The organism is Bacillus sp. JAS24-2, assembly GCF_008274905.1.
GTDB lineage: Bacteria > Bacillota > Bacilli > Bacillales > Bacillaceae_G > Bacillus_A > Bacillus_A cereus.
The window spans coordinates 822,799-847,630 of record NZ_CP031068.1 but is presented as its reverse complement, the minus strand read 5'-3'; the positions used below and the strand labels follow the sequence as shown (position 1 = coordinate 847,630).

The following is a 24,832-nucleotide window of genomic DNA, read 5'->3' as shown; positions in this document are numbered from 1 at the left end:
TATGCAAATAGTAGTAAAGGAGTGATTTCGTTGGTTCTCGGCCTTTTAACTTCTAAACTTCATTATGAGCAAACGTATTACACCGAAATCGCTAAACGCGCTCGGCTTTATCATAATGTCGTTGCCCAGTTTACGCCATTTTGTATTGATCCTAAAACAGACCTTGTTTCTGGTCTTATTTACGATACAGATACAGGAAAATGGAAAAAGCAAACATTCCCTATTCCTTCTTATATATATGATCGTTATTCTTTTCAAGAGGAAACAGACTTTGAAAAAGTAAAATCAATTATTCACTCTTTGCACAATCGTCCTTCCACTACCTTTTTAAATAACACACTTATTAATTCAAGTGAACTACATGATTTATTTCTCACTAATAAAAAACTGTCTCCTTATATACCAAAATTTGAAATTGCGACGATACAAAACATTTTCAAACTGTTGTTAAAAACTAAAGATATTATTATACGCCCCACTAATATACATTCTAAAGATAACTTATATCGAGTCGCTTACAAAAATAAAACGTTTCAGATCGATACAGTAAATGAAAAATACCATACTTCTATTCCAATCAAACGCACAGACGAATTTATATCTTGGTGTAAATCTAACATACGTTCATCACGTTACATAGCGCACACTATGCTACAACCACCAAATCAATTAACATATCCACTGCACATTCGAACCATTTTGCAAAAAAACAAAGAACAAACTTGGAATGTTATCGGTCAATTTATACAAAAAAGCTCATTTCCTAATCAGCTTTTACCCTCAACAACGGACGATGATTCATTACATTCATTTTCAAAAATTAAATACGTACTATCTAGTACAGGTGTGCAACTATTGCACGACGCTTTACACGACATTATAAATGAAGTATTCCAAACACTAGATCAGTCTTATTCTTCGTTATTTGAACTAGAACTTTCCACAATTATGGATCAAAAAGGTGCAATCTGGCTTATGTATGTCAACACGATCCCTCCTTACGAACAATACATTCGTCATAGTGATTCATTAGCTGAAAAGATATTTCACGGACCACTTAAATTCAGTCGCTTTACACCATAATGAAAGGAGGTAAACCTATTTTGAAAGAACATATATATACATTAAATATTTCAGATGAACATCCAAATAGCATTACTTTACCTTACGTTTTTTCTATTACACCACCTATTACATCCCTCTCCTTCGGCATACGTCATATAGCAAGTGAAGAAGTAAAAATTCATTATTCCTTTACTCGCGAAATTATTATCGGAAAGCATATTGCCGAAAAACTTTTACTGCCTCAATCAACTACTATTCATGCATTCACACAAAACCAAACGATTATTTTCGGACCATTGATCGGCATTTTCACAACTGGCTTTAACGATGATTCTTCTAATCCTTTAGGAAATCGTTCAATTGCTCTCAGTGAGTTGTTAACACCACCATTCTCATTACGACCGTTCGTATTCGTCTTTGGCGTTCAACATATAAACTGGGAAGAAGAAACAATTGAAGGATATTTCTTTCGAGAGAAACAATGGATAAAGAAAAAGGTTCCTTTACCAAACGTCATTTACGATCGACTACCGAATCGACAAGCGGAAAATTACAAACCAATTGTCAGAGCAAAAAGAAAATTAGAACAAGACTACTCCATTCCATGGTTTAACCCAGGGTTTTTCAATAAATGGGAAGTTCATCAACTTCTTATGAAAGACGAATCAATTAAACCCTTATTACCAAATACAGAAGCATTTCAGCATTTCGAACAAGTAGAACGGTTTCTTGGCACATATAAATCAGTGTACATGAAACCAATACACGGGAGCTTTGGTAGAAATATTCATCAAATATTTTATTCTCAAACAGAGAATTGCTACTACTGTCGTTATCGCGAAAATGAAGAAAACAAACTGAGAAAGTATCAATCATTAGAAACTCTTCTAAACCATGTACTAAAAGGGCATGATTTAAAAAAGTTTATCGTACAGCAAGGTATTTCGTTACTTCGCTTTGATGGTCAACCTGTTGATTTCCGCATTCATACAAATAAAAATCATTTCGGTAATTGGATAGTTAGTGCAATCGTCGCCAAAATCGCCGGCAAAGGCAGTTTAACAACGCATGTAAATAGCGGCGGTAATACAAAATTGCTACAAGAGCTTTTTCCAGATTCAACGAAGCAAGTTCAAATTGAAAATAAATTAAAACAAACAGCTCTGCAAATAAGTTATGCACTCGACGAGCAAGTAACTGGAAACATCGGTGAGATTGGTTTCGATATCGGTTTAGACACAAAGGAAAATCCGTGGTTATTTGAAGCCAACTCTAAACCTGGGCGAACTGTATTCCAAGATGCCAAATTAAAAGAACAAAGTGAACTGACACGCCAGTTATTTTACGAATATGCCATCTACTTAACTGAACATTCTTTACGTGATGCAAAGGAAAAAATGTCCCAAATAAAATCCGGGACTTCATCAAACACCGAATGTATCCCTTCTCCTATGATTCACTCACAAATGCAAAAACAAAAACTTCCACCTAGATAATAAGGTGGAAGTTTTCTATTTACACAAGTTTTACTACAACCTCAGTTTCCACATTACATACTCCGCAATAAAAAATATGATTGCAATATTCATTTGAATTATTATGCGTTAAACCATCTACTGCACTTAATAATTCTTGATCCATATAGGCACTATAATCGTCTATGTAATCTACAGACTTCCCATAATCTTGGAGTATACTTTGGCAATTTTGACAAGAATATGTTTGTGATTCTAATGCGTTGCAAAGCGGGCAAATCCCCATCATGATTCCTCCATACTTTATCGTTTAAAGCCTCTCTTTTTTAGAGTGAAGAGAGCAACCTATCCAGACATAGGAGTGCCCACTCCATCCCTACTTAAAAATAGAACTATAAAGTTGCTACCGATTTCATTTTTATTTCAATAAATCATAAATAAGAAGCTAATAATTAGCCTACAAGTAGCAGGCTACAATGAGAAAATTATATTTAATATCCTCCTTAGTTTGGCCTGTTTTCTTAAAAATACAACGATTACTCTTATTTCATAATTTACGAAATCAATAAGTTTTTTTACAAAATTTACAAATTATTATTTTGTATATCTTTCTAGGTAACATCCATACTATGAGTACAAACTTAATTACCGATGGATTAGCGCCAATCGGGGCGATAATCTGGTTCAACTCCAGCTAGTCCAACCAAAAAAACTTTTATAACTCTAAGGAGGATATATTCCTATGGCAAACCAAAATTCTTCAAATCAATTAGTAGTACCAGGTGCAACAGCTGCAATCGATCAAATGAAGTACGAAATCGCTCAAGAATTTGGTGTACAATTAGGAGCAGATTCTACGGCTCGCGCTAACGGTTCAGTTGGTGGAGAAATCACAAAACGTCTAGTTGCAATGGCTGAGCAAAGCCTTGGCGGATTCCACAAATAAATATATATGGCAAAAAGGTCTCAAGGCATATGCCTTGAGACCTTCCTTAATTTATTGCAACATTTGTAAAAACTTCTTCGTACGTTCTTCTTTTGGATTTGTAAATACTTCTTCTGGTGTACCTTGTTCGACAACGACACCACCATCCATGAAAATAACACGGTTCGCAATTTGATGTGCAAAACGCATTTCGTGCGTTACAATAACCATCGTCATGCCTTCTTTAGCAAGTTCTTTCATTACTTTCAGAACTTCTTGAACGAGTTCAGGATCAAGCGCTGATGTCGGTTCATCAAATAGTAACACTTCCGGCTCCATCGCAAGCGCACGCGCAATTCCAACGCGCTGTTGTTGTCCGCCTGATAATTGGAACGGATATAAATCCACTTTATCTGCTAAACCAACTTTTTCAAGGAAATAGTGTGCTTTTTTCTTTGCTTCTTCTTTCCCCATCTTTTTCACTGTAACGAGCCCTTCCATTACATTTTGAAGTGCTGTTAAATGCGGGAATAAATTATGGTGCTGGAATACCATACCTGTTTGCGTACGAAGATTAACAATATCTTTCTTCGTTACTTTTTGAGAGAAGTTAAGCTCTTTATTACCGATACGAATATTACCAGCGTTTGGTGTTTCTAATACATTGAGACAACGTAAGAATGTCGTTTTACCAGATCCAGACGGCCCAATAATAACAACAACCTCGCCCTTCTCAACTGTTAAATCTATATGCTTTAGTACGGTATTATCTCCGAAACTTTTTTGTAAGTGCTGAATTGAAATCATAAAAACAAAAACTCCTTTTGTAAAAGGATTATTTTAATGTGTAGCGTTCTGAACGCTTTTCTAACATCTGTTGTACGATTGATAATAAGAAACAAATAACCCAATAAATAAGACCTGCTTCAAAATAAACAATTAAAAACTCGTAGTTCATCGCCGCAATTTCCTGCGCTTTTCGGAACATTTCTGTTACTAAAATTAACGATGCTAACGAAGTATCCTTCACTAAGCTAATAAATGTATTCGAAAGCGGCGGGATTGATACGCGCGTTGCTTGTGGTAAAATAACACGTTTTAATGCTTGTGGATATGTCATCCCAATTGTATAAGCTGCTTCCCACTGCCCTTTCGGAATGGAAAGGATAGAAGCACGAATAATTTCAGATGCATATGCACCGACATTTAATGAAAATCCAACAACTGCTGCTGTATATGGCTCAACTTCAATATTAAGAGTTGGAAGTCCATAGAAAATAATAAATAATTGTACAAGAAGTGGCGTTCCGCGAATGATAGATACATAGATACGAGCAATCCATTGTAAAATACGACTACCAGAAATACGTGCGAGCGCTGTTAACGTCGCAAGTATAATCCCGATAATAAATGTAATAAGCGTTAATGGAATTGTTGTAAAAACAGCTTCCTTCAGCATAGGCATGAAGGAAGTCTGCATAATATCTATCCAAGTAGACAATCGATCTGAAACTAATGCACTACTTAGATACATTTTCACCGAACCATTTTTTCGTTATTTTGTCATACGTACCGTCTTTTTTCATATCTTCTAACGCTTTATCTACTTCTTGTACAAGCTTAGTGCTACCTTTACGGAATAAGAATCCACTTTCTGAAGCTTCTTTTTCAGTATCTACAATTTTAATTTTTGCATCTTTTTTCGTTTCTAAATAATTTAATACTGATAACTTATCATTAATTGTAAAATCAACGCGTCCTGAAGCTAATAATTCTGCCGCTTGGCTAAATCCTTCTACACCAATAATTTCCGCACCGTTTTTCTTAGCAATATCTGCATAGTTACTCGTTAAAGATTGTGCTCCTTTTAAACCTTTTACATCAGCAAATGTAGCAGGCTTATCTTTATCTTTTGCAATAACTAATGCCGCTGAAGATGAAACGTACGGTTTAGAGAAATCATATTTCTTTTGACGGTCTTCACGAATACCAACTTCGTTTGCAACCATATCGAAACGTTTTGCATCTAAACCAGCAAGTAAGCTATCCCATTGTGTTTCTTTAAATACAGGTTTTACACCTAAACGTTTTGCAACTTCTTCTGATAGTTCAACGTCAAATCCAGTTAATTTATTGCTTGAATCATGGAATGTGAACGGTGCGTATGTACCTTCTGTTCCAATTACAAGTTCACCGCTTTGTTTTATCTTTTGTAACGCGTCTTGACTAGCTGTATCTTTTTTCTCTTCTTTACCGCAGCCGGCTACAATCCCGATCGCTAATGTAGTTACTGCAAGCACTGAAAATAATTTCTTCATGATAGTAATCCTCCAAGTATTCTGATAGGAATTTAAAAACTATATTGATTGTATGCAATCTTGAACAATTTTTCAATGAAAATGTTCTTATTTAGTTTATCCTTTTTCTTCATAATCAAACAAAAGGGAAAAATAACGCTACCCACAAAAAATAAGTAACATTTTTTAATATAGCATTAATTGTAGGAAAGGTAAAATAATACTTCTTATTTAACTGCCCTGATTCACTAAAAAAAGAACTTGTGAAAATCACAAGTTCTCCACCTTACCTATTAAGCGCTCTGGTTCCCTTCCATTTGCGTTTTGTACATATCGTAATAACGCCCGCGCTTTTTCATTAGCTCATCATGAGACCCTTTTTCTAAAATGGTTCCTCTATCAAGCACAATAATTTGATCTGCGCTTTTAATTGTTGAAAGTCGGTGAGCGATAATAAATGTCGTTCTTCCTTTTTTCACAACTTCTAGCGCTTGTTGAATCATCGCCTCTGTTTCTGTATCGATACTAGATGTCGCTTCATCTAAAATTAAAATGGCTGGGTCAAAAGCGAGCGCCCTAGCAAACGATATAAGCTGACGTTCTCCGGTTGAAAGAGTACTTCCTTTCTCCGTAATTTCTTCATTTATATTGTTCGCAAATCTTTCAGCACCAACATCACGCAATGCTTTTACGATGCGCTCTTTTGAAATTTTTTCATTTTCTAAACTTACATTAGATGCTACTGTTCCGCTAAATAAAAACGGATCTTGCAGTACAATTCCCATATGTTCACGAGTTGCTTGTTTCGGCATCTCTTTTACATCATGACCATCAATCGTAAGCTTTCCTTTTTCAAACTCGTAAAACTGAAAGAGTACGTTCATAATAGAACTTTTTCCTGATCCAGTATGACCGACAAGTGCCACGGTCTCGCCTTGTTTCGCTTCAAAAGAAATATTTTTTAGCACTTCATCTTTCCCATTATAAGAAAACGATACATTATCAAACTTCACATTTCCTTGTAAGCGAGGCATACGCTCTTCTTCTACTGCTTCTCCTTTTTCCTCTAACAATTCAAAAACACGCTCTGATGCAACACGCGATTGTTCTAAGTTAGCAAGCTGATTCACCATATTTGTAATCGGTGAGAACAATCGTGTTAAATAATCAACGAACGCATACAGTATCCCTAGAGAAATGACGCCTGTAGCACTTAATGAAGCTCCACCGAAATACCAAATCACACCTGTGAAAGCGATATTTCTTAATACGGATACTAAATTATGAGAAGTTGCTGCATTTAAATTCAAAATTTTATTTTGATACTTAAAATAATCGCCATTTAATTCTTCAAACTCTTTTTTCGTTTCACGCTCTTGACGGAACGCTTGAATAATTGGCATCCCTTGAATGGATTCATTTACTGTTCCGTTAATATCAGATAAACGCGAACGCATTTTATGATTGTATACAGACGCGTACTTTCTATAAAGAATTGCCCAAACGATTAAAATCGGGATAATGAGTAAACATAACGTCGCCAATTTTACATCAAGTAAAAATAGCGCAGCGAATATCCCAATAATATAGATGATACTTGAAACGAATGTCGCAAGTACCGTTACGTATAGATCACGAATGGCTTCCGTATCATTCGTTACACGCGACACAATTTTCCCTGCTGGTAAATGATCGAAATAACGAATTGGCAACGTTTGAATATGAGAAAAGACATCTTCCCTCATAATTTGAATAATTTTGTTCGCTGCCTTCTGTAAGAAAAATTGCTTTCCGTATGCAAATAATGAAACGACTACTAATAAAGCAAAATAGCCGCCACCAAGTAATAATAGACGGTTTATTTCTGGTTTATAAAACGCAAACACTTCTTCTTTCGTTAATGCTTTCGCTTTATACACTTGCACCGCCTTACCATTTTGAACGGTAATCATATCCCCTTTTACAGTACGTGACCCTTCCACATTTACTTTATTCGGCACAAAATAATATTGAAAACCGACTTGCATCACGCGTACTTCTTTACCTTTTGTCTCGCCTTGTGCAAAGCGATCACTTCGCTTATAAAAAGCCCCATTATACGAAACAGCATCTTCACTCTGTACTGTTTCATACCAAGGTTTCTCTATCCCGACGATATGATCGTCAATCATCGTTTTAGCGACGAAAGGACCAGCAAGCTCTGCGATGACGAAAATAAATAACATTAACATCGCAGCAAAAATCGTCCCTTTCACTTTCATCGCGTATTGAAACAATCGTTTTGAAACGCTCATATTTTCACCCCACTATCCGCACTTTCACTTTCACCTTGTTGTCTTTCAAACTGTTCAGCATACCAGCCTCCGCTCTGGATAAGCTGAGCATGCGTACCTTCTTCTATAACTGCGCCTTCATCCATAACGAGAATCCAATCCGCATGTTGCACTGCAGATAAACGATGCGTCGTAATAATCGTCGTCTTTCCGCTTCTTTCCGTTCTTATATTTTCAATGATCGCTGCTTCCGTACGAGCATCTACAGCTGATAAAGAATCATCCAAAATTAAAATTTCTGGATTTTGAATAACAGCTCTTGCAATCGAGATCCTTTGTTTTTGCCCTCCTGATAAAGAAACACCTTTCTCTCCAACGAGCGTTTCTAACCCTTCTGGTAAAAACTCTAAATCCTTTTTAAACGCAGCAATTTCAATTGCTTTCTCTAGTTCTTCTTCAGTCGCTTCCCTATTTCCGAATAAAATATTTTCTCGCGCTGTTTTTGAGAACAAAATATGCTCCTGCGGTACATAACCAATCCAGCCGAGTACATTTTCATTCGTCATTTTATCTAATGTCACATCAGAAACTGCAATATCTCCATCTCCAAGTGGATATTGACGAAGAAGCTGACGTACAAGCGTCGTTTTCCCGCTTCCTGTTTTTCCGACAACCCCTAGCGTTTCTCCTTGCTTTAATGTGAAAGAAACCTTTTTTAAATTTTCTTCAGTTGATGAAGGATATGAAAAGGTAACATCATCAAACTGAATATAATCCGGCTCTTGTACAAGCTTTGGATGTTTCGGATTCTTTACATCTGGCTCATACGCTAACGTTTCATTCACACGGTCAAGCGAAGCATTTCCTCTTTGCATAACATTAATTAATTCACCAATTGCAAACATCGGCCAAATCATCATCCCTAAATACACGTTAAATGAAACAAGTTCACCAAGTGTTACCTTTGATTGAAATACAAGATATGCCCCGTACACTAAACCGATTAAATAACTAAGGCCAACAAGCATTTTCACAGTTGGTTGGAATAATGCGTCAATTCTCGCTACTTTCATATTTTTTTCGTAGACGTCATCTCCTAAGTGATGAAATCTTTCCTCGTCTGCATTCTCTTGTACGTATGCACGAATAACACGCACACCAGCGATTGATTCAAGCACTTTATCGTTCATATCACCAAACGCATCTTGCGCAACGGTAAATCTTTCATGCAATTTCTTTCCATATATATTCATCGCATACGCCATAATTGGAAGCGGAATAAGCGCTGCAAATGTAAGCTCCCAACTAATTGTAAATCCCATCATAAAAACGATCGTAAGCATGTATAAACTAGAATCCACAAGCGTTAATATACCAAAACCAGCTGTCATAGCGATTGCTTTTAAATCATTCGTTGCCCTCGCCATTAAGTCGCCAGTACGATTTTTTTGATAAAAAGTCGGCGTCATCTTAAGTAAATGCCCCATAAATTTAGAGCGCATCGTTTTCTCAAGTACAAATGCACCTCCAAACAATTGATGTTGCCATACGAAAGTAAGACCATACCCAACGATTGTAACCCCTATTAAAATAAGAATAGATTGCATAATTGCTTCGTTCGATAACGTTCCTGTTTTTATATTATCTATCGTAACCCCTAACACTTTCGGGGGAATAACTTCAACTATATTCACAATTAAAAGAGCTCCAATGGCAATACTATATCTCTTCCAGTGCTCCCTAAAAAACCATTTTAACTTTAGTAATACTGATAACAATGTAACCTCTCCCTTCTCGTTCTCGTTTACCTCTCATTTCTTTATCCACTATCCAGACCCATCACATTTACATTTCGTAACCCATACAATCTCATCACATTTTTCCACCTTCCAAAGTTTTTTATCGGAACTAAACAAGGGAAAATAAACAAAAAAAAGCATACCGCCGCTTGACGATATGCACAGGAATGCATAAAAAGCGTACGTTACGATATACGCAACGTACGCTTTTTATAACACAAAGATGCCCTATATATCCGTACGGGTTGCGTAATGATATGAATGTTTTCTGCCATTTAACAGAGCTAAGCCCATTACATTTACGATTACAATCATTACGCACACCCCCTTCATTTATTTTCCATTTATAATCTTACAACTTTATTGAGTATTCTGTCAATTATTTTTTCACACTTCAAATAAAAATATATGATACACCATTTTGAAATAAGGGAATGTTCTGTAAGAAAGGGCATACAAAATAAAAAAAGAATAAGAAATCGTTTTCACAAACATTTCATTTGAAAAATGTTATCAAACCCCCTACAATCACCTTATACTCACTCTTACAAGTTGCTATTTTAGGAGGACTAATCATGACAACTAGCAATACGTACAAATTTTATTTAAACGGAGAATGGAGAGAAAGCTCTTCAGGAGAAACAATCGAAATTCCATCTCCATACTTACACGAAGTAATTGGACAAGTACAAGCAATTACTCGCGGAGAAGTGGATGAAGCAATTGCATCTGCAAAAGAAGCTCAAAAATCATGGGCTGAAGCTTCCCTACAAGATCGCGCAAAATACTTATATAAATGGGCTGATGAGCTCGTAAATATGCAGGATGAAATTGCCGATATCATTATGAAAGAAGTCGGTAAAGGATATAAAGATGCGAAGAAAGAAGTTGTTCGTACAGCTGACTTCATTCGTTACACGATCGAAGAAGCTTTACATATGCACGGAGAAAGCATGATGGGCGATAGCTTCCCGGGCGGTACAAAATCTAAACTTGCGATTATCCAACGCGCACCACTTGGTGTTGTATTAGCAATCGCACCATTTAACTACCCAGTAAACTTATCTGCTGCAAAACTTGCACCAGCATTAATTATGGGTAACGCTGTTATTTTCAAACCAGCAACTCAAGGTGCAATTAGTGGTATTAAAATGGTTGAAGCACTTCACAAAGCTGGCCTTCCAAAAGGTCTTGTAAACGTAGCTACAGGACGCGGTTCTGTAATTGGTGACTACTTAGTAGAGCACGAAGGCATCAATATGGTATCGTTCACAGGTGGTACAAACACAGGTAAACATTTAGCGAAAAAAGCTTCAATGATTCCACTTGTATTAGAACTTGGTGGTAAAGATCCTGGTATCGTTCGTGAAGATGCTGACTTACAAGATGCTGCAAACCATATCGTAAGCGGTGCATTCTCTTACTCTGGTCAACGTTGTACAGCTATTAAACGTGTACTTGTACACGAAAACGTAGCGGACGAGCTTGTTAGCTTATTAAAAGCGCAAGTAGCTGAACTATCAGTTGGATCTCCAGAACAAGACAGCACAATCGTTCCATTAATTGACGACAAGTCTGCTGACTTCGTTCAAGGTTTAGTTGACGACGCTGTAGAAAAAGGTGCTACAATCGTTATCGGTAACAAACGTGAGCGTAACTTAATTTACCCAACATTAATCGATCACGTAACAGAAGAGATGAAAGTTGCTTGGGAAGAGCCATTCGGCCCAATCCTTCCAATCATCCGTGTTTCTTCAGATGAACAAGCAATTGAAATTGCTAACAAATCAGAGTTCGGTCTGCAAGCAAGTGTCTTCACTAAAGACATTAACAAAGCATTTGCAATTGCTAACAAAATCGAAACTGGTTCTGTACAAATTAACGGACGCACAGAGCGCGGCCCTGACCACTTCCCATTCATCGGTGTAAAAGGTTCAGGTATGGGCGCACAAGGTATTCGTAAGAGCCTTGAGTCTATGACACGTGAAAAAGTAACTGTATTAAACTTAGTTTAATCTTATAAAAAGAAGCTGATCTATTTTTAGATCAGCTTCTTTTCTATATAAATACTTCCGAAAAACGGAGTATTTCGTTCTACTTCCGATTTGGTTTTCCAAATCGAACTAAAACATGCCATAATAATTTTAATTCCTGAAGCACTTCTTCATAAGTTCCACGATCACTCCAAGATAATGGATTGCGTTTCAAATCCACTACAGCAGAGCCAATTATATTTGCATCGATGCAATGATTCCGTGCAATGCGCCTTGCTAAAGATGGCATTTTTGAACCTCTAAAATCCATCGGAACTTCGTCTACCGCAAGTACAAAACCGATGTGCCAATACAAATCAATCGCATACTTCAGGCAAATTTCTTCTAAAACTCTTCCTACATCCGTACCCTTAAATGAAGGATCTGCAACAAGCACCTCTACGTCTTCTTTAAGAGAAATCTCTCCATGAATTTGCGCTTCGATATAATGATTAAGATTACGGGCTGGCTCTTTGCTTACTAAATCTATAAACGGCCTTTTCAGGTTAGCCAGTAAATGATTAATTAATATTGTTGGAGTCAAATTTCCTTCACCAATTGCAAAATCTCTTACAAATGTCTCTTCCAAAAGAGCAGCTAAAATCATATCAAACTCCTCATAAGTCCCCTTTTCTTTCGGATCTTGATGCGAATCTAAATACGTATATGTAGAGCGCGAAGAAACTTTTGGAGATAAGAGAAAATAACATGAACCAAAACGCGGAGCCGGCCCATCTGGATGTAACATTAAATTTAGCGCTCCATATTTTGGCCGTTGATCATTTGTTACGCCTTCTAATTGATATGCTCCTCCAAATATTCTCTTTTCCCAAAGGTCACGTTCACCACCAGGGTAAGCAGATACGCTTCCATTAGATAGCAATGTTTCAAACTGACTTTTATATACTCCTTGCCTCAAACAGTGCTTCAGCAACACTTTTCATATTCGAATCTAGTCTGTCTGGATGAAAGTGTAAAGCAATCCTTGCATGAGATTTTAAATTAGCGACAGCTTCTTCAAATATTTCATCTGTAATATTAGACATTTTAAGTATATGATTAATCGTTGCTTTAGCCCCACGTTTTTCGTTCTCTGCATATTTTGAAATATACTCTAAAGCAAATAATTGAGATCTTAATAATTCCATAATCCAATCTCCCCTTTAATTGAACTGCCCTTAAACACTTCAATTAAAAGCTTATTCTTTCCTTCTTATGAAACGAACCTCATTTATTAAAAAAAGTAATTTACTAAATCTTAATTATGTATACACGCATTTTTCATAGGCAAATGTACACATTCTACAGAAATTTGATACCCTAGCCATCGCTCAGCGATATGTTCAAATGATAAAACAGATCCCGTTGTAAAAAAGCGATGCTTCGGATTCAGATTGTCAGACAAAATTCCTTTGTGCTGTAAAATGGTACTTAACTCTATCGCTGTTTCTTCTGCAGAACTAATAATCGTTATGTCTTCTCCTAGTTCCTTTTTTATATAGGACTCTAAAAGTGGATAATGCGTACATCCAAGAATTAACGTATCTATATCTTCTTTCGTTAATGGAAGTAAAGCTTGTTTCACTTGCTGCGTGACATATGCTGTATCTTCTAATTGATTTTCTACAACTGTGGCTAAAGTCGGGCAAGCATAGCTATGCACTTCCAAATATGTATCCAGCTCGTGTAATGCTTTTTCATACATATTAGATTTTATCGTACCTACAGTTCCAATTACCCCGATTTCCCCTTTCTTTGTAACTTTAATTGCCGCTCTTGCTCCTGGATGTATAACGCCAATAACTGGAATGGAAAGTGCTTCTTGCAGCGCATTCAATGCAGCAGCTGCAGCAGTATTACATGCTACGACTAGCGCTTTTAATGGAAACTGTTTGAGGAACTCAACCATTTCAAATACGAAAGATTGCACCTCCTCTACACTTCTTGGCCCATACGGACAACGCTTATTATCACCAATATAATAAATGCTTTCTTTAGGCAATTGTCTTATAATTTCGCTCGCAACTGTTAATCCCCCAACACCCGAATCTAGCACACCTATTACTGAATGTTTATGACATACAGACATTTACTTCATCCCCTTTTCAATCATCTAGCGCTAATAACATGTATTATATTACGAAAATTCAAATATCACATAACAATCCCTCTTACTTTTAATCACAAACTCTTCTCTATAATCTGATTATTACTATATCCATTGACGTATAAAAATTCATTTGTTACTCTTAAAGACGTTAATTTAATATTTAAATCCTCATTCGTATCTCGGTGAGGTAGAGGTTGCAATCATTAAGAGTATCATTTCAGGAGATGTAGTGGCATTGATGAAGGAATGAGAAAGGAATGGTTGCCGAAGTAAGTCGTGTCCACCATGCACGCTTGCTGGGTCTGCATTTAATAAGTGCAGAACTGTCACAAACGTTTCGTTTGTGGAGAGCTATCGAGAGGTATGTCGTGGGTTTCTTATAAGATAGAAAGCATGTAGCGGCAGATTACGTGCTTTTTTTGTTTTGTTTGGGACTTCTCTTCCTGACTCAGGAAGACATACATATCTCCTCGCTTGACTTGGTTATACTAACTTTGGAGGTATTTTTCTATGCAACAAAAAAAATGGGGCTTTTGGGTACTAACAGCTTTCGTTGTCGGTAACATGGTTGGCGCTGGTATTTTCATGGTGCCAAGTACGTTGGCACAAACAGCAAGCCCACTCGGTGTCACTTTAGCTTGGTTAACTACAGGGTTTGGTGTTTTAATGCTAGCTCTTGTTTTCGGTAATTTAGCAATTCGTCGTCCTGATTTAACGACAGGACCACAAAGTCATGCATATGCTTTATTCTCAACACCAAAAAAGAAAAAAATGGCTGGCTTCAGTATGGTATGGGGATATTGGGTTGCAAACTGGGCAAGTAACGTTGCCATCATTACATCATTTGCGGGATATTTATCACTCTTCTTCCCCATTATGAAAGATACGCGACTACTATTTTCAATCGGCTCGTTTAACGTAGAAGTCGGAAAACTAATTACATTTACGATTTGTTCCATCTTACTTTGGGGAACTCATATTATATTAACAAACGGTGTAAGCGGAGCTGGAAAACTAAACTTCTTAGCAACAACAACGAAAGTAACTGGATTCCTTTTATTCATCGTCGTTACGTTATTTGCATTCGAAGCTTCTAAGTTTGGACAATGGTACACACCGATGATTGATAAATCAGGTGCATCACACGGTCTTCTTTCACAAGTAAATTTAGCTGCTCTTACAACGCTTTGGGCGTTTATCGGAATTGAATCAGCCGTTCTTTTATCAAACCGTGCTGTTTCTCCAAAAACGGTAAAACGTGCAACAGTTGCGGGATTACTTATTACAGTTGCGATTTACTTAGGAATTACAATTTTAACAATGGGTGTACTTCACGTTGATAAATTACAAGCTTCTGAACGTCCATTAGCAGATGCACTAAATGCTGCAATGGGTCATGGCGGCGGGAAACTGATGGCATTACTTGCTCTTACTTCCCTGTTCGGTTCTATCTTAGGCTGGATTTTATTAAGCTCAGAAGTACCTTATCAAGCAGCAAAAGAAGGTTTCTTCCCTTCCTTCTTCACGAAAACAAATAAAAAAGGAAGTCCAATTTACTCATTACGATTAACAAACATTATGTCGCAAGTGTTCCTATTCTCAACATTATCAGGAACCATTGCGGAAGCTTATACATTCGTTATTACCGTATCGACACTGGCCTACCTCATTCCATATCTCGTTTCACCAATCTTCCAGTTAAAACTAGTCACAACTGGTGAAACATATAAAAATGAAATGCGGGCAAGAATTACAGATGGCATAGTCGCAGTTATCGCACTTTGCTACGCACTGTGGGTTATTAAAACCGGCGCATCCGATATAAAAACGTTCCTTCTCGGAATTGGTTTATTTGTAATTGGATTTGCTTTCTATCCATTAATGAATCGTGATCAGAAAAAAAATAACGAAAAGAAAAACGGGCAAGTTGCATAACGCAATTTGCTCGTTTTTTCTTTTGTAAAACATATATAATAGAACAAAGAGGTGAAAAACATGTCAATCGAATCGCTATGGAGCAGTCGCTTCCAACAACATATTCAAAATATCATTACATACTTTGCACGTATGATTAACGGTTTACTATATAGCTTTATCTTTATTTCATGCGTTGGTGCATATTATTATGCTCAGTTTCTAAAAGCATCTCCTTCTAAAGGAATATCTTTAATAATTATAACGATTGTACTTACGTTCATTATAACGAGATGCCCTATCCGTACATTTATTCAAAAACCTGATGCTGTCTATTTGCTTGCATTAGAAGAGAAACTAACATCCTATTTCAAAAAATCTCTTCTATACAATTACATCATGCAGCTTTTCCCATTATTATTTACATTCCTTATTCTCGTACCACTTGCTATGCAATCATTACAATTAACTGTACCTTTTTTATGTACAATCTTTATCGTGTTAATGATTACGAAAGCCTGGAACATGTACATACATTGGATGTGGCGTGATAGTCACGAAAAAAATATATGGCTGATCATTCGTATTACTTGTAACGCCCTAATCATTTACATGCTGTTTTATTCCGCAAATGTTCTCATATTGGGCGGACTACTCTTACTACTTGCTTTCCTACTTCTATATACGAAAAAACAGCCTACAAAACGAATACCGTGGGATTACATAATCGAGCAAGAAGAAAAAATGAACGTTCGTTTTTATCAATTTGCTAGCATTTTCACAGATGTTCCACAACTGAATAAACAAGTAAATAAAAGAAAATGGCTTACAAATTGGATTGAACCTTTATTACATAAAAAACGAGCAACTTTCTTCTATTTACATACACTCGCATTTTTACGTGGGAATGATTATTTCGGTATATATATTCGCTTAGGATTAATCGGTGCTTTCGCATTATATTTCATACCAAATATATACGTAAAAGGCGCTATCACTTATATCGTCCTATATATGATTTCTATGCAGCTCCGTTCACTGTGGAAATATTTTTCGGGAAATATTATTGTAGCATTATATCCGATTAGTACTGAAGAAAGAATGAAGCAATTTCTTCGCTTAACCTTTATATTGCTAACCATTCAACTCATTGTATTTTCGAGTGTTATACTCATTGCTACAGGTCAATTTTTACATAGCCTTATCATTATGATTGTCGGGTTACTCTGGATTAAATTTATTATTGTACCAAAAACGAAGCAACGCGTTTCTTCGTTTTAACGAAAAGAAATATCTTAAAAGCCAAGGAGAAAATAAATTATCCTTGGCTTTTTTATTTTGCTTCCTCAAACAAGAATCACTGAAACAACCGATATTTTATGATTTTTACATACAAAAACGATAATACATGTTTACGACCTAATAAAAAGGGTATCTATTAATTAACAGAGTAAAGGAGGGGCCTATATTGTGAATAAAAAAACGGAACAATTGAAGCACCACGTTACTGACAATCAATGCAAACATGCTTTAACAACAAATCAAGGGGTAAAAATAGCTGAAGATGAATTTTCTTTAAAGATGGGCTTAAGAGGCCCAACCTTAATGGAGGATTTCCACTTTCGCGAGAAAATGACCCATTTTGATCACGAACGAATTCCCGAAAGGATTGTTCATGCACGCGGGGTTGGCGCTCATGGTTATTTTCAGCTTTATGAATCTTTAGAAACATATACGAAAGCAGATTTTCTTACTAATCCTTCAAAGAAAACACCTGTATTTGTACGGTTCTCAACCGTTCAAGGTTCTAAAGGATCCAATGACACAGTAAGAGATGTACGCGGATTCGCCACAAAATTTTATACAGATGAAGGAAACTATGATTTAGTGGGTAATAATATGCCAGTATTCTTTATCCAAGATGCTATTAAATTTCCTGATTTTGTCCATGCAGTTAAACCAGAACCACATAATGATATTCCTCAAGGAGCTAGCGCTCATGATACCTTTTGGGACTTTGTTGCGCATAATCCTGAGTCCACTCATATGGTCATGTGGCAAATGAGCGACCGAGCTATTCCGCGTAGTTTACGAATGATGGAAGGTTTTGGAGTTCACACATTTCGACTCATTAACGCAGAAGGAAAAGCCCATTTCGTAAAGTTTCACTGGAAACCTACCCTCGGGGTTCATTCATTAGTATGGGATGAAGCTCAAAAGATTGCCGGGAAAAATCCTGATTTTCATCGTCAAGATTTATACGAAGCAATTGAAAAAGGGGATTATCCTGAATGGGAGCTTGGATTACAGCTAATTCCAGAAGAAGATGAACATAAATTTGATTTTGATATTTTAGATCCAACGAAATTATGGCCAGAAGAAGAAGTTCCCGTAAAATTAGTTGGTAAAATGACACTGAACAAAAATGTTGATAACTTCTTTGCTGAAACAGAGCAGGTAGCTTTTCACCCTGGTCATGTCGTACCAGGTATTGATTTTTCAAATGACCCTCTTCTGCAAGGAAGATTATTCTCCTATACAGATACACAATTATCTCGTTTAGGGGGCCCTAATTTCCATCAAATCCCTATCAATCAACCCGTATGTCCTTTTCATAATAATCAACGTGATGGTATGCATCAAATGCAGATTCATCGCGGTCAAACAAGCTATCATCCTAATGGATTAAATAACAATCAACCTGCAACCGTCCAAGCCGAACAAGGAGGATATGAACATTATCAAGAAAAGATTGATGGGCATAAAATTAGAGGTCGCAGTAAAAGCTTTCTTAACTTTTATTCTCAGGCTAAACTTTTCTACAATAGTATGAGCCCTATTGAAAAGCAGCACATAAAAGAAGCTTTTTGCTTTGAAGTTGGGAAGTGTAAATCAGACATGGTGAAGGCAAATGTAATTGCTCTCTTAAACCACGTCGATCGTCAATTAGCACAAGAAGTCGCTAACATTATTGGAGCTCCTTTACCTAAGGAAAATCACGAAGTAAATTCAGATGCAAAATCACCTGCACTAAGTATATCCAATACTATTTTTAAATCTGATTCCAAAAATGTTGCAATTCTATTAAATGGTGACCCAAGCGTCTCACTTCTGTCCGAATGGATTCAAGCTTTTGTACAACACCGAATTAACTATAGTATCATAGATAATAAAATTTATCAGTTCAATGATTCCATTAAAGTAACTGATACTTATACAACAACAGACTCCTTCCTTTTTGATGCAGTATTAGTGTTTAGTAGTGAGTCTGTCATTCAACCCCCTGTTTTAGAATTTGCAGAAACTACTTTTAAACATTTTAAACCGATAGCTCATGTCCTTAGTAATCCTCATGCTTTGGACCATAGTAAGATTAAACTGGATGGAGCAGGAGTTTACAACTTAACAAATGCTTCAATTGAATCATTTATAGAAGGCATTGCCCAAGGAAGATTCTGGAGCCGATAATATAATATAAGGAGCGGATTAGAATGAGTAAAAAAATTGCTATTTTAATAACGGATTATTTCGAGGATACAGAATACACAGAGCCAGTAGAAGCTTTTAAACAAAAGGGATATGAATTCACAACTATTGAAATGGAAAAAGGGAAAACGGTACACGGTAAGCAAGGGAAAAGTGAAGTCGTGATTGATAAAAGTATTGACGATGTTTCTCCAGAGAACTTTGATGCCCTCTTCATACCGGGTGGATTTTCTCCAGATATACTTCGTGCAGATGAACGTTTTGTTCGCTTTAGTAAAGCATTTATGGATGCGGAAAAACCTGTTTTCGCTATTTGTCACGGACCTCAGCTACTCATCACTGCACAAACACTTGAAGGACGTGATGTAACTGGATATAAATCTATTGAAGTCGATTTAAAAAATGCCGGCGGGAACTTTCATGACAAAGAGGTTGTCGTATGTCAAAATCAGCTAGTAACAAGTAGACAGCCAGAGGACATCCCAGCGTTTATTGAAGAATCGTTGCGTATATTAGGATAACTACTTTGGTTAACTAACCTCCTTTTATTTACATGAAAATAATGAATCAGTGGGGTTTTATTCATCCCCCCACTGATTCATTAGCCCTCACCAACTGGTCGTTTACAGGAAATCCGACCACCACAAATAGCAAGATAAATAAAAAGAGGGGAATCCAAAAGTTCAGTTTTAATAATCTTTTGGATTCCCCTCTTTTCTCGCCCAAAAATTCCTTATCACTTTTCATAGGCAGTTCTCATATAGTGAAAATGACTATATAATTCCTATCCATAAGTTAAATAATGATTTCGCACATATATAAATACAAAAGATGGGAGCCCTATTTATGAATAACAATCCACCTTCAACGCCCCAAGACAACTCCGAAAACAATAGCCGTGATATCACACTGCAAACATTAAGGGTCATCGGACTCGTCGTCCTTATTAGTGGTTATATCCTCGTTGCGCTCTCTGAAGTAGGTGAGCTGAAAGTCTTATTAACAAACCCAAATAGCAATCCTGATTTAGCTGAAGTTGATCCGTTTTAAAAGCCATATGAAAAGCGATTTCTAGCATCGCTTTTCATATCGTTTTATCCAATCTGAGAAACCTCCCCCTCATACTTCTCTTTCCCTATCGCCTTCATAAATAATAAAATACTGCTCATACCAACGATAAAGTACAGAGCACTCATACCCCAAGATGCAATAAATGAACCTAGCATAACACCTAATGCCCCGTTCATTTTTGCCACTTGAAAGACCATTCCGTTAATCGCCATATAAGAACCTCTTGCCTCATTTGGCACCATATCTGCCATAATAGATTGACGCACTGGCACATACATCATCTCGCCTACTGTTTGGAAAAGCCCTGCAATTAATAAAATCCATAAGCTATTGCTCGTTCCGAGTATTGTAAATCCAATCGTGTAAATAAATAAGCCTACATATAAGATTTTCAAATCGTTGAAGCTTTTCAGCATTTTAATAAGAAGTGCTGAACATAACACAACTAAAATTGTATTCTCTGCAGAAATCCAGCTCAGCATGCGAATACCTGTTAAATCAAACGTAAAACCATTCCCGAATAAAAAGTGCACCGTTTCAAATTCCTTCTGCAAACGTACCCCTAAATAATTATTAATTTGAAACTCTAACGATAATGTACATATACTCGCTGCACAAAAAATTAAAAATGCTTTATCTTTCATCACGACTTTATAACTATCTGCCATATCTTTTAATACATTTTTCTTCTCCATCGTTTTTCGTGCTACATACACTTCTTCCATATACACAGCCATCACATATAAAGTCATAATGGCAACAAGCGTTAATACGATAAACAATTGTAGTCTATAGTTTTCAAATAGTAATCCTCCAAATATCGCTCCAATCGCAATCGATAAATTAATAGCCCAGTAATTAATGCTGTACATCACTTTTCGATTTTCAGGTGTACTCACATCAATTAACATCGCTTCTGTCGCAGGATTCATAAGTCCCGATCCTAAACTATTCACTAACATAAACACAAATGTTAACCACGGTGAGTCAACGTAATCCGAATTCGCAACTCCCATACAAGCAATGGAAATGACTTGTATACTTTGACCGATAATCATAACCTTTTTACGCCCAAGCCGGTCTCCAACATATCCACCGTATAAACCAATTACTAATGAAGCTATGACATTAATAAGTAGTAACGCACCAGCAATCGCACTACCTAACTTTATGGAAAAATAAATCGCCATAAATGGAAAAATCATCGTAGACACAGTACGTGTTAAAAACGATGTTATAATTCTAATTTTTATATTTCGATGCATACTCCAAAATCCCATTGTTTCCCCTCCTTATGCTTACTTATTTTACTTTGAAAAAAAGGAAGAAAAAGGTTAGAATATTCTAAAGAGTTTCCCCTTTTATGATAGAAGGAAGTGTATATATGAAAATTATGGACTATTACATTAGACTAAGACTACATGCACAAGATCAACAACATATGCGAAATAGCTTACAAGAATTAGCGGATGTTTTATATTGCAGTACGAAAAACGTAAAGATTTTATTAAAGAAAATGAGCGAGGAGCAATTAATTAGCTGGACTCCAGGGCGAGGCCGCGGAAATAAAACGGAAATTCTATTTATACATAATTTCGTAGAAGCGATTGAGTCCTATACAGATGAACTGTTAGCACAAGAAAAATTAAAAGATATCTTTCTTCTTTTAAAAGAACCCCTACCCCTTGCACTTCAAAAAAAGATAGAAAATAAACTACATCATCATTTTGGATACGAACCTTCAAATGATATGTACGACGTATTAAAGATTCCTATATCGAGAAAGATATTCCCATTAGATCCGGCTTTTGTGGCTGTAACTACAGAGAGTCATCTTACGAGTCAAATTTTTGATACGTTAGTTGTCTATAACGATGTTACTGAAAAAATGGAGCCTCACATTGCGCATACGTGGGAATTAAGTGAAGATGGACTTACTTGGACCTTTTATTTACGAAAAGATATATATTTTCACAATGAATCAATTTTAACTTCTAAAGATGTACAGTTTTCATTTGAAAGACTAAAGCAAGTTCAATCCCCTTTCGAATGGTTAACAGAAGAAATTGTTCAAATTGAAACACCATCACCACTGCAAATTCGATTCCATTTAGCAAAACCAAATTTATTTTTCTTACACTATGTAAGTTCAATGCAGCTCGCAATTTTACCGCGTGATACGAGTATTCAAAATCATCATTATATAGGTACTGGACCTTTCAAACTTGCTCATTACTCTGAAGATAATATCGTACTCGAAGCGTTCACCCATTATTTTAAAGAGCGCGCGTTATTAGACCGTATTAAATTTTGGGGTATTCCTGACCATGTGCAAATAGATGCTGATTATGAACTACCAAACGAAGAGGAAAATGAAAGGCATGATATACAAATAGAAGAAATAGGTTGTATTTATGCTAGCTTCAACTTTACAAAACCTGGTCCTCATCACGACATTTACTTTCGAAAAGCTTGGAGAGAACTATATGATGTTGAAATGATACTTCGTAACATAGAGGGGAGACGAACAATTGCTGCATCAAGCTTTTTCCCTGATAGAAGCCGCCTTGCAACAAGAAGATCCTACTCTTTAGAAAAGGCAAAAGAGTATTTGAAAAAGAGTACATATAATGGAGAAACGATACATATTTACTTCTTCGCATTTAAAGATAGTGCAAATGATGCATATTTCTTAAAAGAACGATGTGAAAGTTTAGGTATACAAGTAGAGCTTCACCCATTTCCCGTTTCAGATTATATGAATCGCTCTATTGATAAACATGCTGATATTATTTTCATGGGAGAAGTATTTGCTGCCAATCATGAAATTGCATTCTTAAATGTATTTAAAAATAAAAGTTGCTTCGTAAATCGGTTCATGGACCCGCACTACGAAAAACAAATTAACTGTTTACTAGATACATTTTTACTAGAAGAAAATAAAGAAAAGCGTTATGAACTCATGTATGAGATTGAAGAGTTTTTACAAGCAGAACACATCATTTTATTTAACTATCACGTTCTAAAAAGAAAAACATACCCTTCTTCTTTAAAAAACGTAACAATTGATTCATTCGGTTGGGCAAATTTTGCGAAGTTATGGATACAGCCATCCATGTCTTAAAATATGAGTCATTATAAAAGGAGAAGGTACTACATCCTTAGTAGTACCTTCTTCACATACTATTATTTAATTACTCCATCTAAGTGATCTTTCAAGTTCAATAAATACTTCTCTATATTCGGATTCTTCACCACATCATAACAAGCAAAACTCTTTAACGGACTCATACCGAGAAACTTTTGCACGCGATGTAAATGACTAAGCGCTGATTCTAAACTTTCTCCTTCAAAGAACTTTGTCTTATCTCCAAATGCTTTTTCAGGTGCATTCCAAGTTGTAGAGAACATATACTCTTTCTCTTTTAATAAACCACCTGTTCCATATTCATCTGCACCTTTAAAGAACAAACCGTATTCATATACTTCATCCATATACGTTTTAAATAAGCCTGGAACATTAAACCAGTAAATTGGTGTTTGATAAATCACAACATCAGCCCATAAAAACTTATCTTGTTCTTCTTTAATATTGTAACCATCTTGAATCGTTGTTGTTTTCACATGATGATTCTCGCCTAATACAGTAACCATATAATCTACTAACGTTTTATTTAATCGTCCTTCCTTTGTACCGTATTTTTCATGTCCATTTATAATAAATATATTTTTCATCGTTTTTCTCTCCCCTATATGATCTACTCTTCAGCTATTAAGCCGAGTTGCTGCTGTAGTGTAAGATTATCTTCTAAATGCCAATCTTCTGTTATCTTTCCGTCTTTCACATGTAAAATATCAATTGCAAAAAAATTAATTTTCTTACCATTATGCGTTCCTGTAAAAGAAAGACGGGCCGTTACTTTATCACCAACAACTAATAAGTCTTCAATCTCGCAATGTATATCAGGCACAACTTTACGAAAATTTTGCGCTGCAAACTTTAATCCTTCAATGCCTTGTGGTCGCCCTTTCGGCAATGTATTATCGAAGAAATCTTTAGTAACAGTCTGCGGAATAAGTTCCTCCTTACCTGTATCCCAAAATGCATAAAAACGCTGCGCCGCATGAACCATTTCTGTCGCTTCTTTTTTACTTAGTGAGGGATCAATTGTCATTGCTTTTGGCTTTGGCATTTCTTTTAATAACTGAACTTCAGTTTTTTGTTCCACACCACATGCTACAAGCACAATACAAATAACAAACAAACTAAGAAATCCAAATAACTTTTTTATCCCCATGGAAATCACCACCTCCTTATATAAATCCTTTTTGTTTCGTATTGCTATTGTATATGCACTAACTTTCTTTATGGAAGTAGTGATAT

21 protein-coding genes, 1 pseudogene and 1 riboswitch are annotated in these 24,832 nt (G+C 36.2%); of the genes and pseudogenes, 10 read left to right on the top strand and 12 right to left on the bottom strand.

The window, feature by feature from the left end; all coding sequences use genetic code 11:
- Positions 1-30: 30 nt before the first annotated feature.
- Together DN407_RS04460 and DN407_RS04455 are read left to right on the top strand one after the other, a co-directional pair.
- Complete coding sequence (locus DN407_RS04460) at positions 31-1,083, top strand: YheC/YheD family endospore coat-associated protein (RefSeq protein ID WP_000242813.1); 1,053 nt, start codon at positions 31-33, stop codon at positions 1,081-1,083.
- A gap of 20 nt (positions 1,084-1,103) precedes the next feature.
- The gene (locus DN407_RS04455) at positions 1,104-2,561 is read left to right on the top strand and encodes a YheC/YheD family endospore coat-associated protein (protein ID WP_053512543.1); all 1,458 of its coding nucleotides are present in this window, start codon (positions 1,104-1,106) and stop codon (positions 2,559-2,561) included.
- A 19-nt stretch (positions 2,562-2,580) separates the two neighbouring features.
- Here DN407_RS04455 and DN407_RS04450 read toward each other — a convergent pair whose 3' ends face one another.
- Positions 2,581-2,826 (bottom strand): hypothetical protein, encoded by a 246-nt coding sequence (locus tag DN407_RS04450; protein ID WP_000510474.1) that lies wholly within the window; start codon positions 2,824-2,826, stop codon positions 2,581-2,583.
- Positions 2,827-3,282: 456 nt separating this feature from the next.
- Between DN407_RS04450 and sasP the strand changes: the two genes are divergently transcribed.
- Positions 3,283-3,486: a small acid-soluble spore protein, SasP family gene (gene sasP, locus DN407_RS04445; RefSeq protein ID WP_000013338.1), complete on the top strand. Its 204-nt coding sequence runs from the start codon at positions 3,283-3,285 to the stop codon at positions 3,484-3,486.
- A gap of 51 nt (positions 3,487-3,537) precedes the next feature.
- Here the strand turns inward: sasP and DN407_RS04440 are convergent, their stop codons facing one another.
- From DN407_RS04440 to DN407_RS04415, 5 genes are all read right to left on the bottom strand, one after another.
- A complete protein-coding gene (locus DN407_RS04440) occupies positions 3,538-4,272 on the bottom strand; it encodes an amino acid ABC transporter ATP-binding protein (protein WP_000623608.1) in 735 nt (244 codons plus the stop codon).
- Positions 4,273-4,300: 28 nt separating this feature from the next.
- Positions 4,301-4,999 carry an amino acid ABC transporter permease gene (locus tag DN407_RS04435; RefSeq protein WP_000281499.1) on the bottom strand — a complete coding sequence of 233 codons (699 nt, stop codon included), beginning with the start codon at positions 4,997-4,999 and terminating at the stop codon, positions 4,301-4,303.
- Positions 4,986-5,783 (bottom strand): amino acid ABC transporter substrate-binding protein, encoded by a 798-nt coding sequence (locus tag DN407_RS04430; RefSeq protein ID WP_000732836.1) that lies wholly within the window; start codon positions 5,781-5,783, stop codon positions 4,986-4,988. Before DN407_RS04430 ends, DN407_RS04435 begins: the two co-directional genes overlap by 14 nt.
- Positions 5,784-6,055: 272 nt before the next feature.
- Positions 6,056-8,056 (bottom strand): ABC transporter ATP-binding protein, encoded by a 2,001-nt coding sequence (locus tag DN407_RS04420; protein ID WP_098430585.1) that lies wholly within the window; start codon positions 8,054-8,056, stop codon positions 6,056-6,058.
- Positions 8,053-9,813 carry an ABC transporter ATP-binding protein gene (locus DN407_RS04415; RefSeq protein WP_061654726.1) on the bottom strand — a complete coding sequence of 587 codons (1,761 nt, stop codon included), beginning with the start codon at positions 9,811-9,813 and terminating at the stop codon, positions 8,053-8,055. Before DN407_RS04415 ends, DN407_RS04420 begins: the two co-directional genes overlap by 4 nt.
- 596 nt (positions 9,814-10,409) lie before the next feature.
- Between DN407_RS04415 and gapN the strand changes: the two genes are divergently transcribed.
- A complete protein-coding gene (gapN, locus tag DN407_RS04400; RefSeq protein ID WP_000213634.1) occupies positions 10,410-11,849 on the top strand; it encodes an NADP-dependent glyceraldehyde-3-phosphate dehydrogenase in 1,440 nt (479 codons plus the stop codon).
- A 79-nt stretch (positions 11,850-11,928) separates the two neighbouring features.
- Here the strand turns inward: gapN and DN407_RS04395 are convergent.
- Positions 11,929-13,015: pseudogene (locus DN407_RS04395) on the bottom strand (DUF3626 domain-containing protein).
- A 110-nt stretch (positions 13,016-13,125) separates the two neighbouring features.
- Complete coding sequence (gene racE / locus DN407_RS04390) at positions 13,126-13,956, bottom strand: glutamate racemase (protein ID WP_000109669.1); 831 nt, start codon at positions 13,954-13,956, stop codon at positions 13,126-13,128.
- 201 nt (positions 13,957-14,157) lie between these two features.
- Positions 14,158-14,339, top strand: a riboswitch (Lysine riboswitch).
- A 148-nt stretch (positions 14,340-14,487) separates the two neighbouring features.
- On the opposite strand from racE, the gene DN407_RS04385 reads away from it, so the two are divergent.
- The 4 genes from DN407_RS04385 to DN407_RS04370 all read left to right on the top strand — a co-directional run bounded on the left by DN407_RS04385 (position 14,488) and on the right by DN407_RS04370 (position 19,898).
- Positions 14,488-15,912: an amino acid permease gene (locus DN407_RS04385; RefSeq protein ID WP_098508820.1), complete on the top strand. Its 1,425-nt coding sequence runs from the start codon at positions 14,488-14,490 to the stop codon at positions 15,910-15,912.
- A gap of 60 nt (positions 15,913-15,972) precedes the next feature.
- A complete protein-coding gene (locus tag DN407_RS04380) occupies positions 15,973-17,172 on the top strand; it encodes an ABC transporter permease (RefSeq protein ID WP_098508819.1) in 1,200 nt (399 codons plus the stop codon).
- A 189-nt stretch (positions 17,173-17,361) separates the two neighbouring features.
- Entirely contained in the window at positions 17,362-19,359 is a 1,998-nt protein-coding gene (locus DN407_RS04375; RefSeq protein ID WP_098508817.1) for a catalase, read from the top strand.
- Positions 19,360-19,382: 23 nt separating this feature from the next.
- Positions 19,383-19,898, top strand: coding sequence for a type 1 glutamine amidotransferase domain-containing protein (locus DN407_RS04370; RefSeq protein ID WP_000037532.1), 516 nt, complete (start codon positions 19,383-19,385; stop codon positions 19,896-19,898).
- Between the two features lie 61 nt (positions 19,899-19,959).
- Here DN407_RS04370 and DN407_RS31495 read toward each other — a convergent pair whose 3' ends face one another.
- Positions 19,960-20,124 (bottom strand): hypothetical protein, encoded by a 165-nt coding sequence (locus DN407_RS31495; protein ID WP_163115714.1) that lies wholly within the window; start codon positions 20,122-20,124, stop codon positions 19,960-19,962.
- 99 nt (positions 20,125-20,223) lie between these two features.
- Between DN407_RS31495 and DN407_RS04365 the strand changes: the two genes are divergently transcribed.
- Positions 20,224-20,427 carry a hypothetical protein gene (locus tag DN407_RS04365; RefSeq protein WP_001063872.1) on the top strand — a complete coding sequence of 68 codons (204 nt, stop codon included), beginning with the start codon at positions 20,224-20,226 and terminating at the stop codon, positions 20,425-20,427.
- Between the two features lie 44 nt (positions 20,428-20,471).
- On the opposite strand, the gene DN407_RS04360 is transcribed toward DN407_RS04365, so the two are convergent.
- Positions 20,472-21,728, bottom strand: a complete 1,257-nt coding sequence (locus DN407_RS04360; protein ID WP_069605434.1) for an MDR family MFS transporter — start codon at positions 21,726-21,728, stop codon at positions 20,472-20,474.
- Between the two features lie 83 nt (positions 21,729-21,811).
- Between DN407_RS04360 and DN407_RS04355 the strand changes: the two genes are divergently transcribed.
- Entirely contained in the window at positions 21,812-23,572 is a 1,761-nt protein-coding gene (locus DN407_RS04355) for an SgrR family transcriptional regulator (RefSeq protein ID WP_142407738.1), read from the top strand.
- Positions 23,573-23,634: 62 nt separating this feature from the next.
- Here DN407_RS04355 and DN407_RS04350 read toward each other — a convergent pair whose 3' ends face one another.
- Positions 23,635-24,183, bottom strand: a complete 549-nt coding sequence (locus tag DN407_RS04350) for an NAD(P)H-dependent oxidoreductase (RefSeq protein ID WP_149216041.1) — start codon at positions 24,181-24,183, stop codon at positions 23,635-23,637.
- Between the two features lie 23 nt (positions 24,184-24,206).
- Positions 24,207-24,746 carry an ester cyclase gene (locus DN407_RS04345; RefSeq protein WP_000511560.1) on the bottom strand — a complete coding sequence of 180 codons (540 nt, stop codon included), beginning with the start codon at positions 24,744-24,746 and terminating at the stop codon, positions 24,207-24,209.
- Between the last annotated feature and the right edge of the window lie 86 nt (positions 24,747-24,832).

What these genes read in the sequence shown, in the direction of transcription:
- DN407_RS04450 (WP_000510474.1), bottom strand. Translation starts at nt 2,826, where the DNA reads ATGGGGATTTGCCCGCTTTGCAACGCATTAGAATCACAAACATATTCT.
- sasP (WP_000013338.1), top strand. Translation starts at nt 3,283, where the DNA reads ATGGCAAACCAAAATTCTTCAAATCAATTAGTAGTACCAGGTGCAACA.
- DN407_RS04440 (WP_000623608.1), bottom strand. Translation starts at nt 4,272, where the DNA reads ATGATTTCAATTCAGCACTTACAAAAAAGTTTCGGAGATAATACCGTA.
- DN407_RS04435 (WP_000281499.1), bottom strand. Translation starts at nt 4,999, where the DNA reads ATGTATCTAAGTAGTGCATTAGTTTCAGATCGATTGTCTACTTGGATA.
- DN407_RS04430 (WP_000732836.1), bottom strand. Translation starts at nt 5,783, where the DNA reads ATGAAGAAATTATTTTCAGTGCTTGCAGTAACTACATTAGCGATCGGG.
- DN407_RS04420 (WP_098430585.1), bottom strand. Translation starts at nt 8,056, where the DNA reads ATGAGCGTTTCAAAACGATTGTTTCAATACGCGATGAAAGTGAAAGGG.
- gapN (WP_000213634.1), top strand. Translation starts at nt 10,410, where the DNA reads ATGACAACTAGCAATACGTACAAATTTTATTTAAACGGAGAATGGAGA.
- racE (WP_000109669.1), bottom strand. Translation starts at nt 13,956, where the DNA reads ATGTCTGTATGTCATAAACATTCAGTAATAGGTGTGCTAGATTCGGGT.
- DN407_RS04385 (WP_098508820.1), top strand. Translation starts at nt 14,488, where the DNA reads ATGCAACAAAAAAAATGGGGCTTTTGGGTACTAACAGCTTTCGTTGTC.
- DN407_RS04380 (WP_098508819.1), top strand. Translation starts at nt 15,973, where the DNA reads ATGTCAATCGAATCGCTATGGAGCAGTCGCTTCCAACAACATATTCAA.
- DN407_RS04370 (WP_000037532.1), top strand. Translation starts at nt 19,383, where the DNA reads ATGAGTAAAAAAATTGCTATTTTAATAACGGATTATTTCGAGGATACA.
- DN407_RS31495 (WP_163115714.1), bottom strand. Translation starts at nt 20,124, where the DNA reads ATGAAAAGTGATAAGGAATTTTTGGGCGAGAAAAGAGGGGAATCCAAA.
- DN407_RS04365 (WP_001063872.1), top strand. Translation starts at nt 20,224, where the DNA reads ATGAATAACAATCCACCTTCAACGCCCCAAGACAACTCCGAAAACAAT.
- DN407_RS04360 (WP_069605434.1), bottom strand. Translation starts at nt 21,728, where the DNA reads ATGGGATTTTGGAGTATGCATCGAAATATAAAAATTAGAATTATAACA.
- DN407_RS04355 (WP_142407738.1), top strand. Translation starts at nt 21,812, where the DNA reads ATGATAGAAGGAAGTGTATATATGAAAATTATGGACTATTACATTAGA.
- DN407_RS04350 (WP_149216041.1), bottom strand. Translation starts at nt 24,183, where the DNA reads ATGAAAAATATATTTATTATAAATGGACATGAAAAATACGGTACAAAG.
- DN407_RS04345 (WP_000511560.1), bottom strand. Translation starts at nt 24,746, where the DNA reads ATGGGGATAAAAAAGTTATTTGGATTTCTTAGTTTGTTTGTTATTTGT.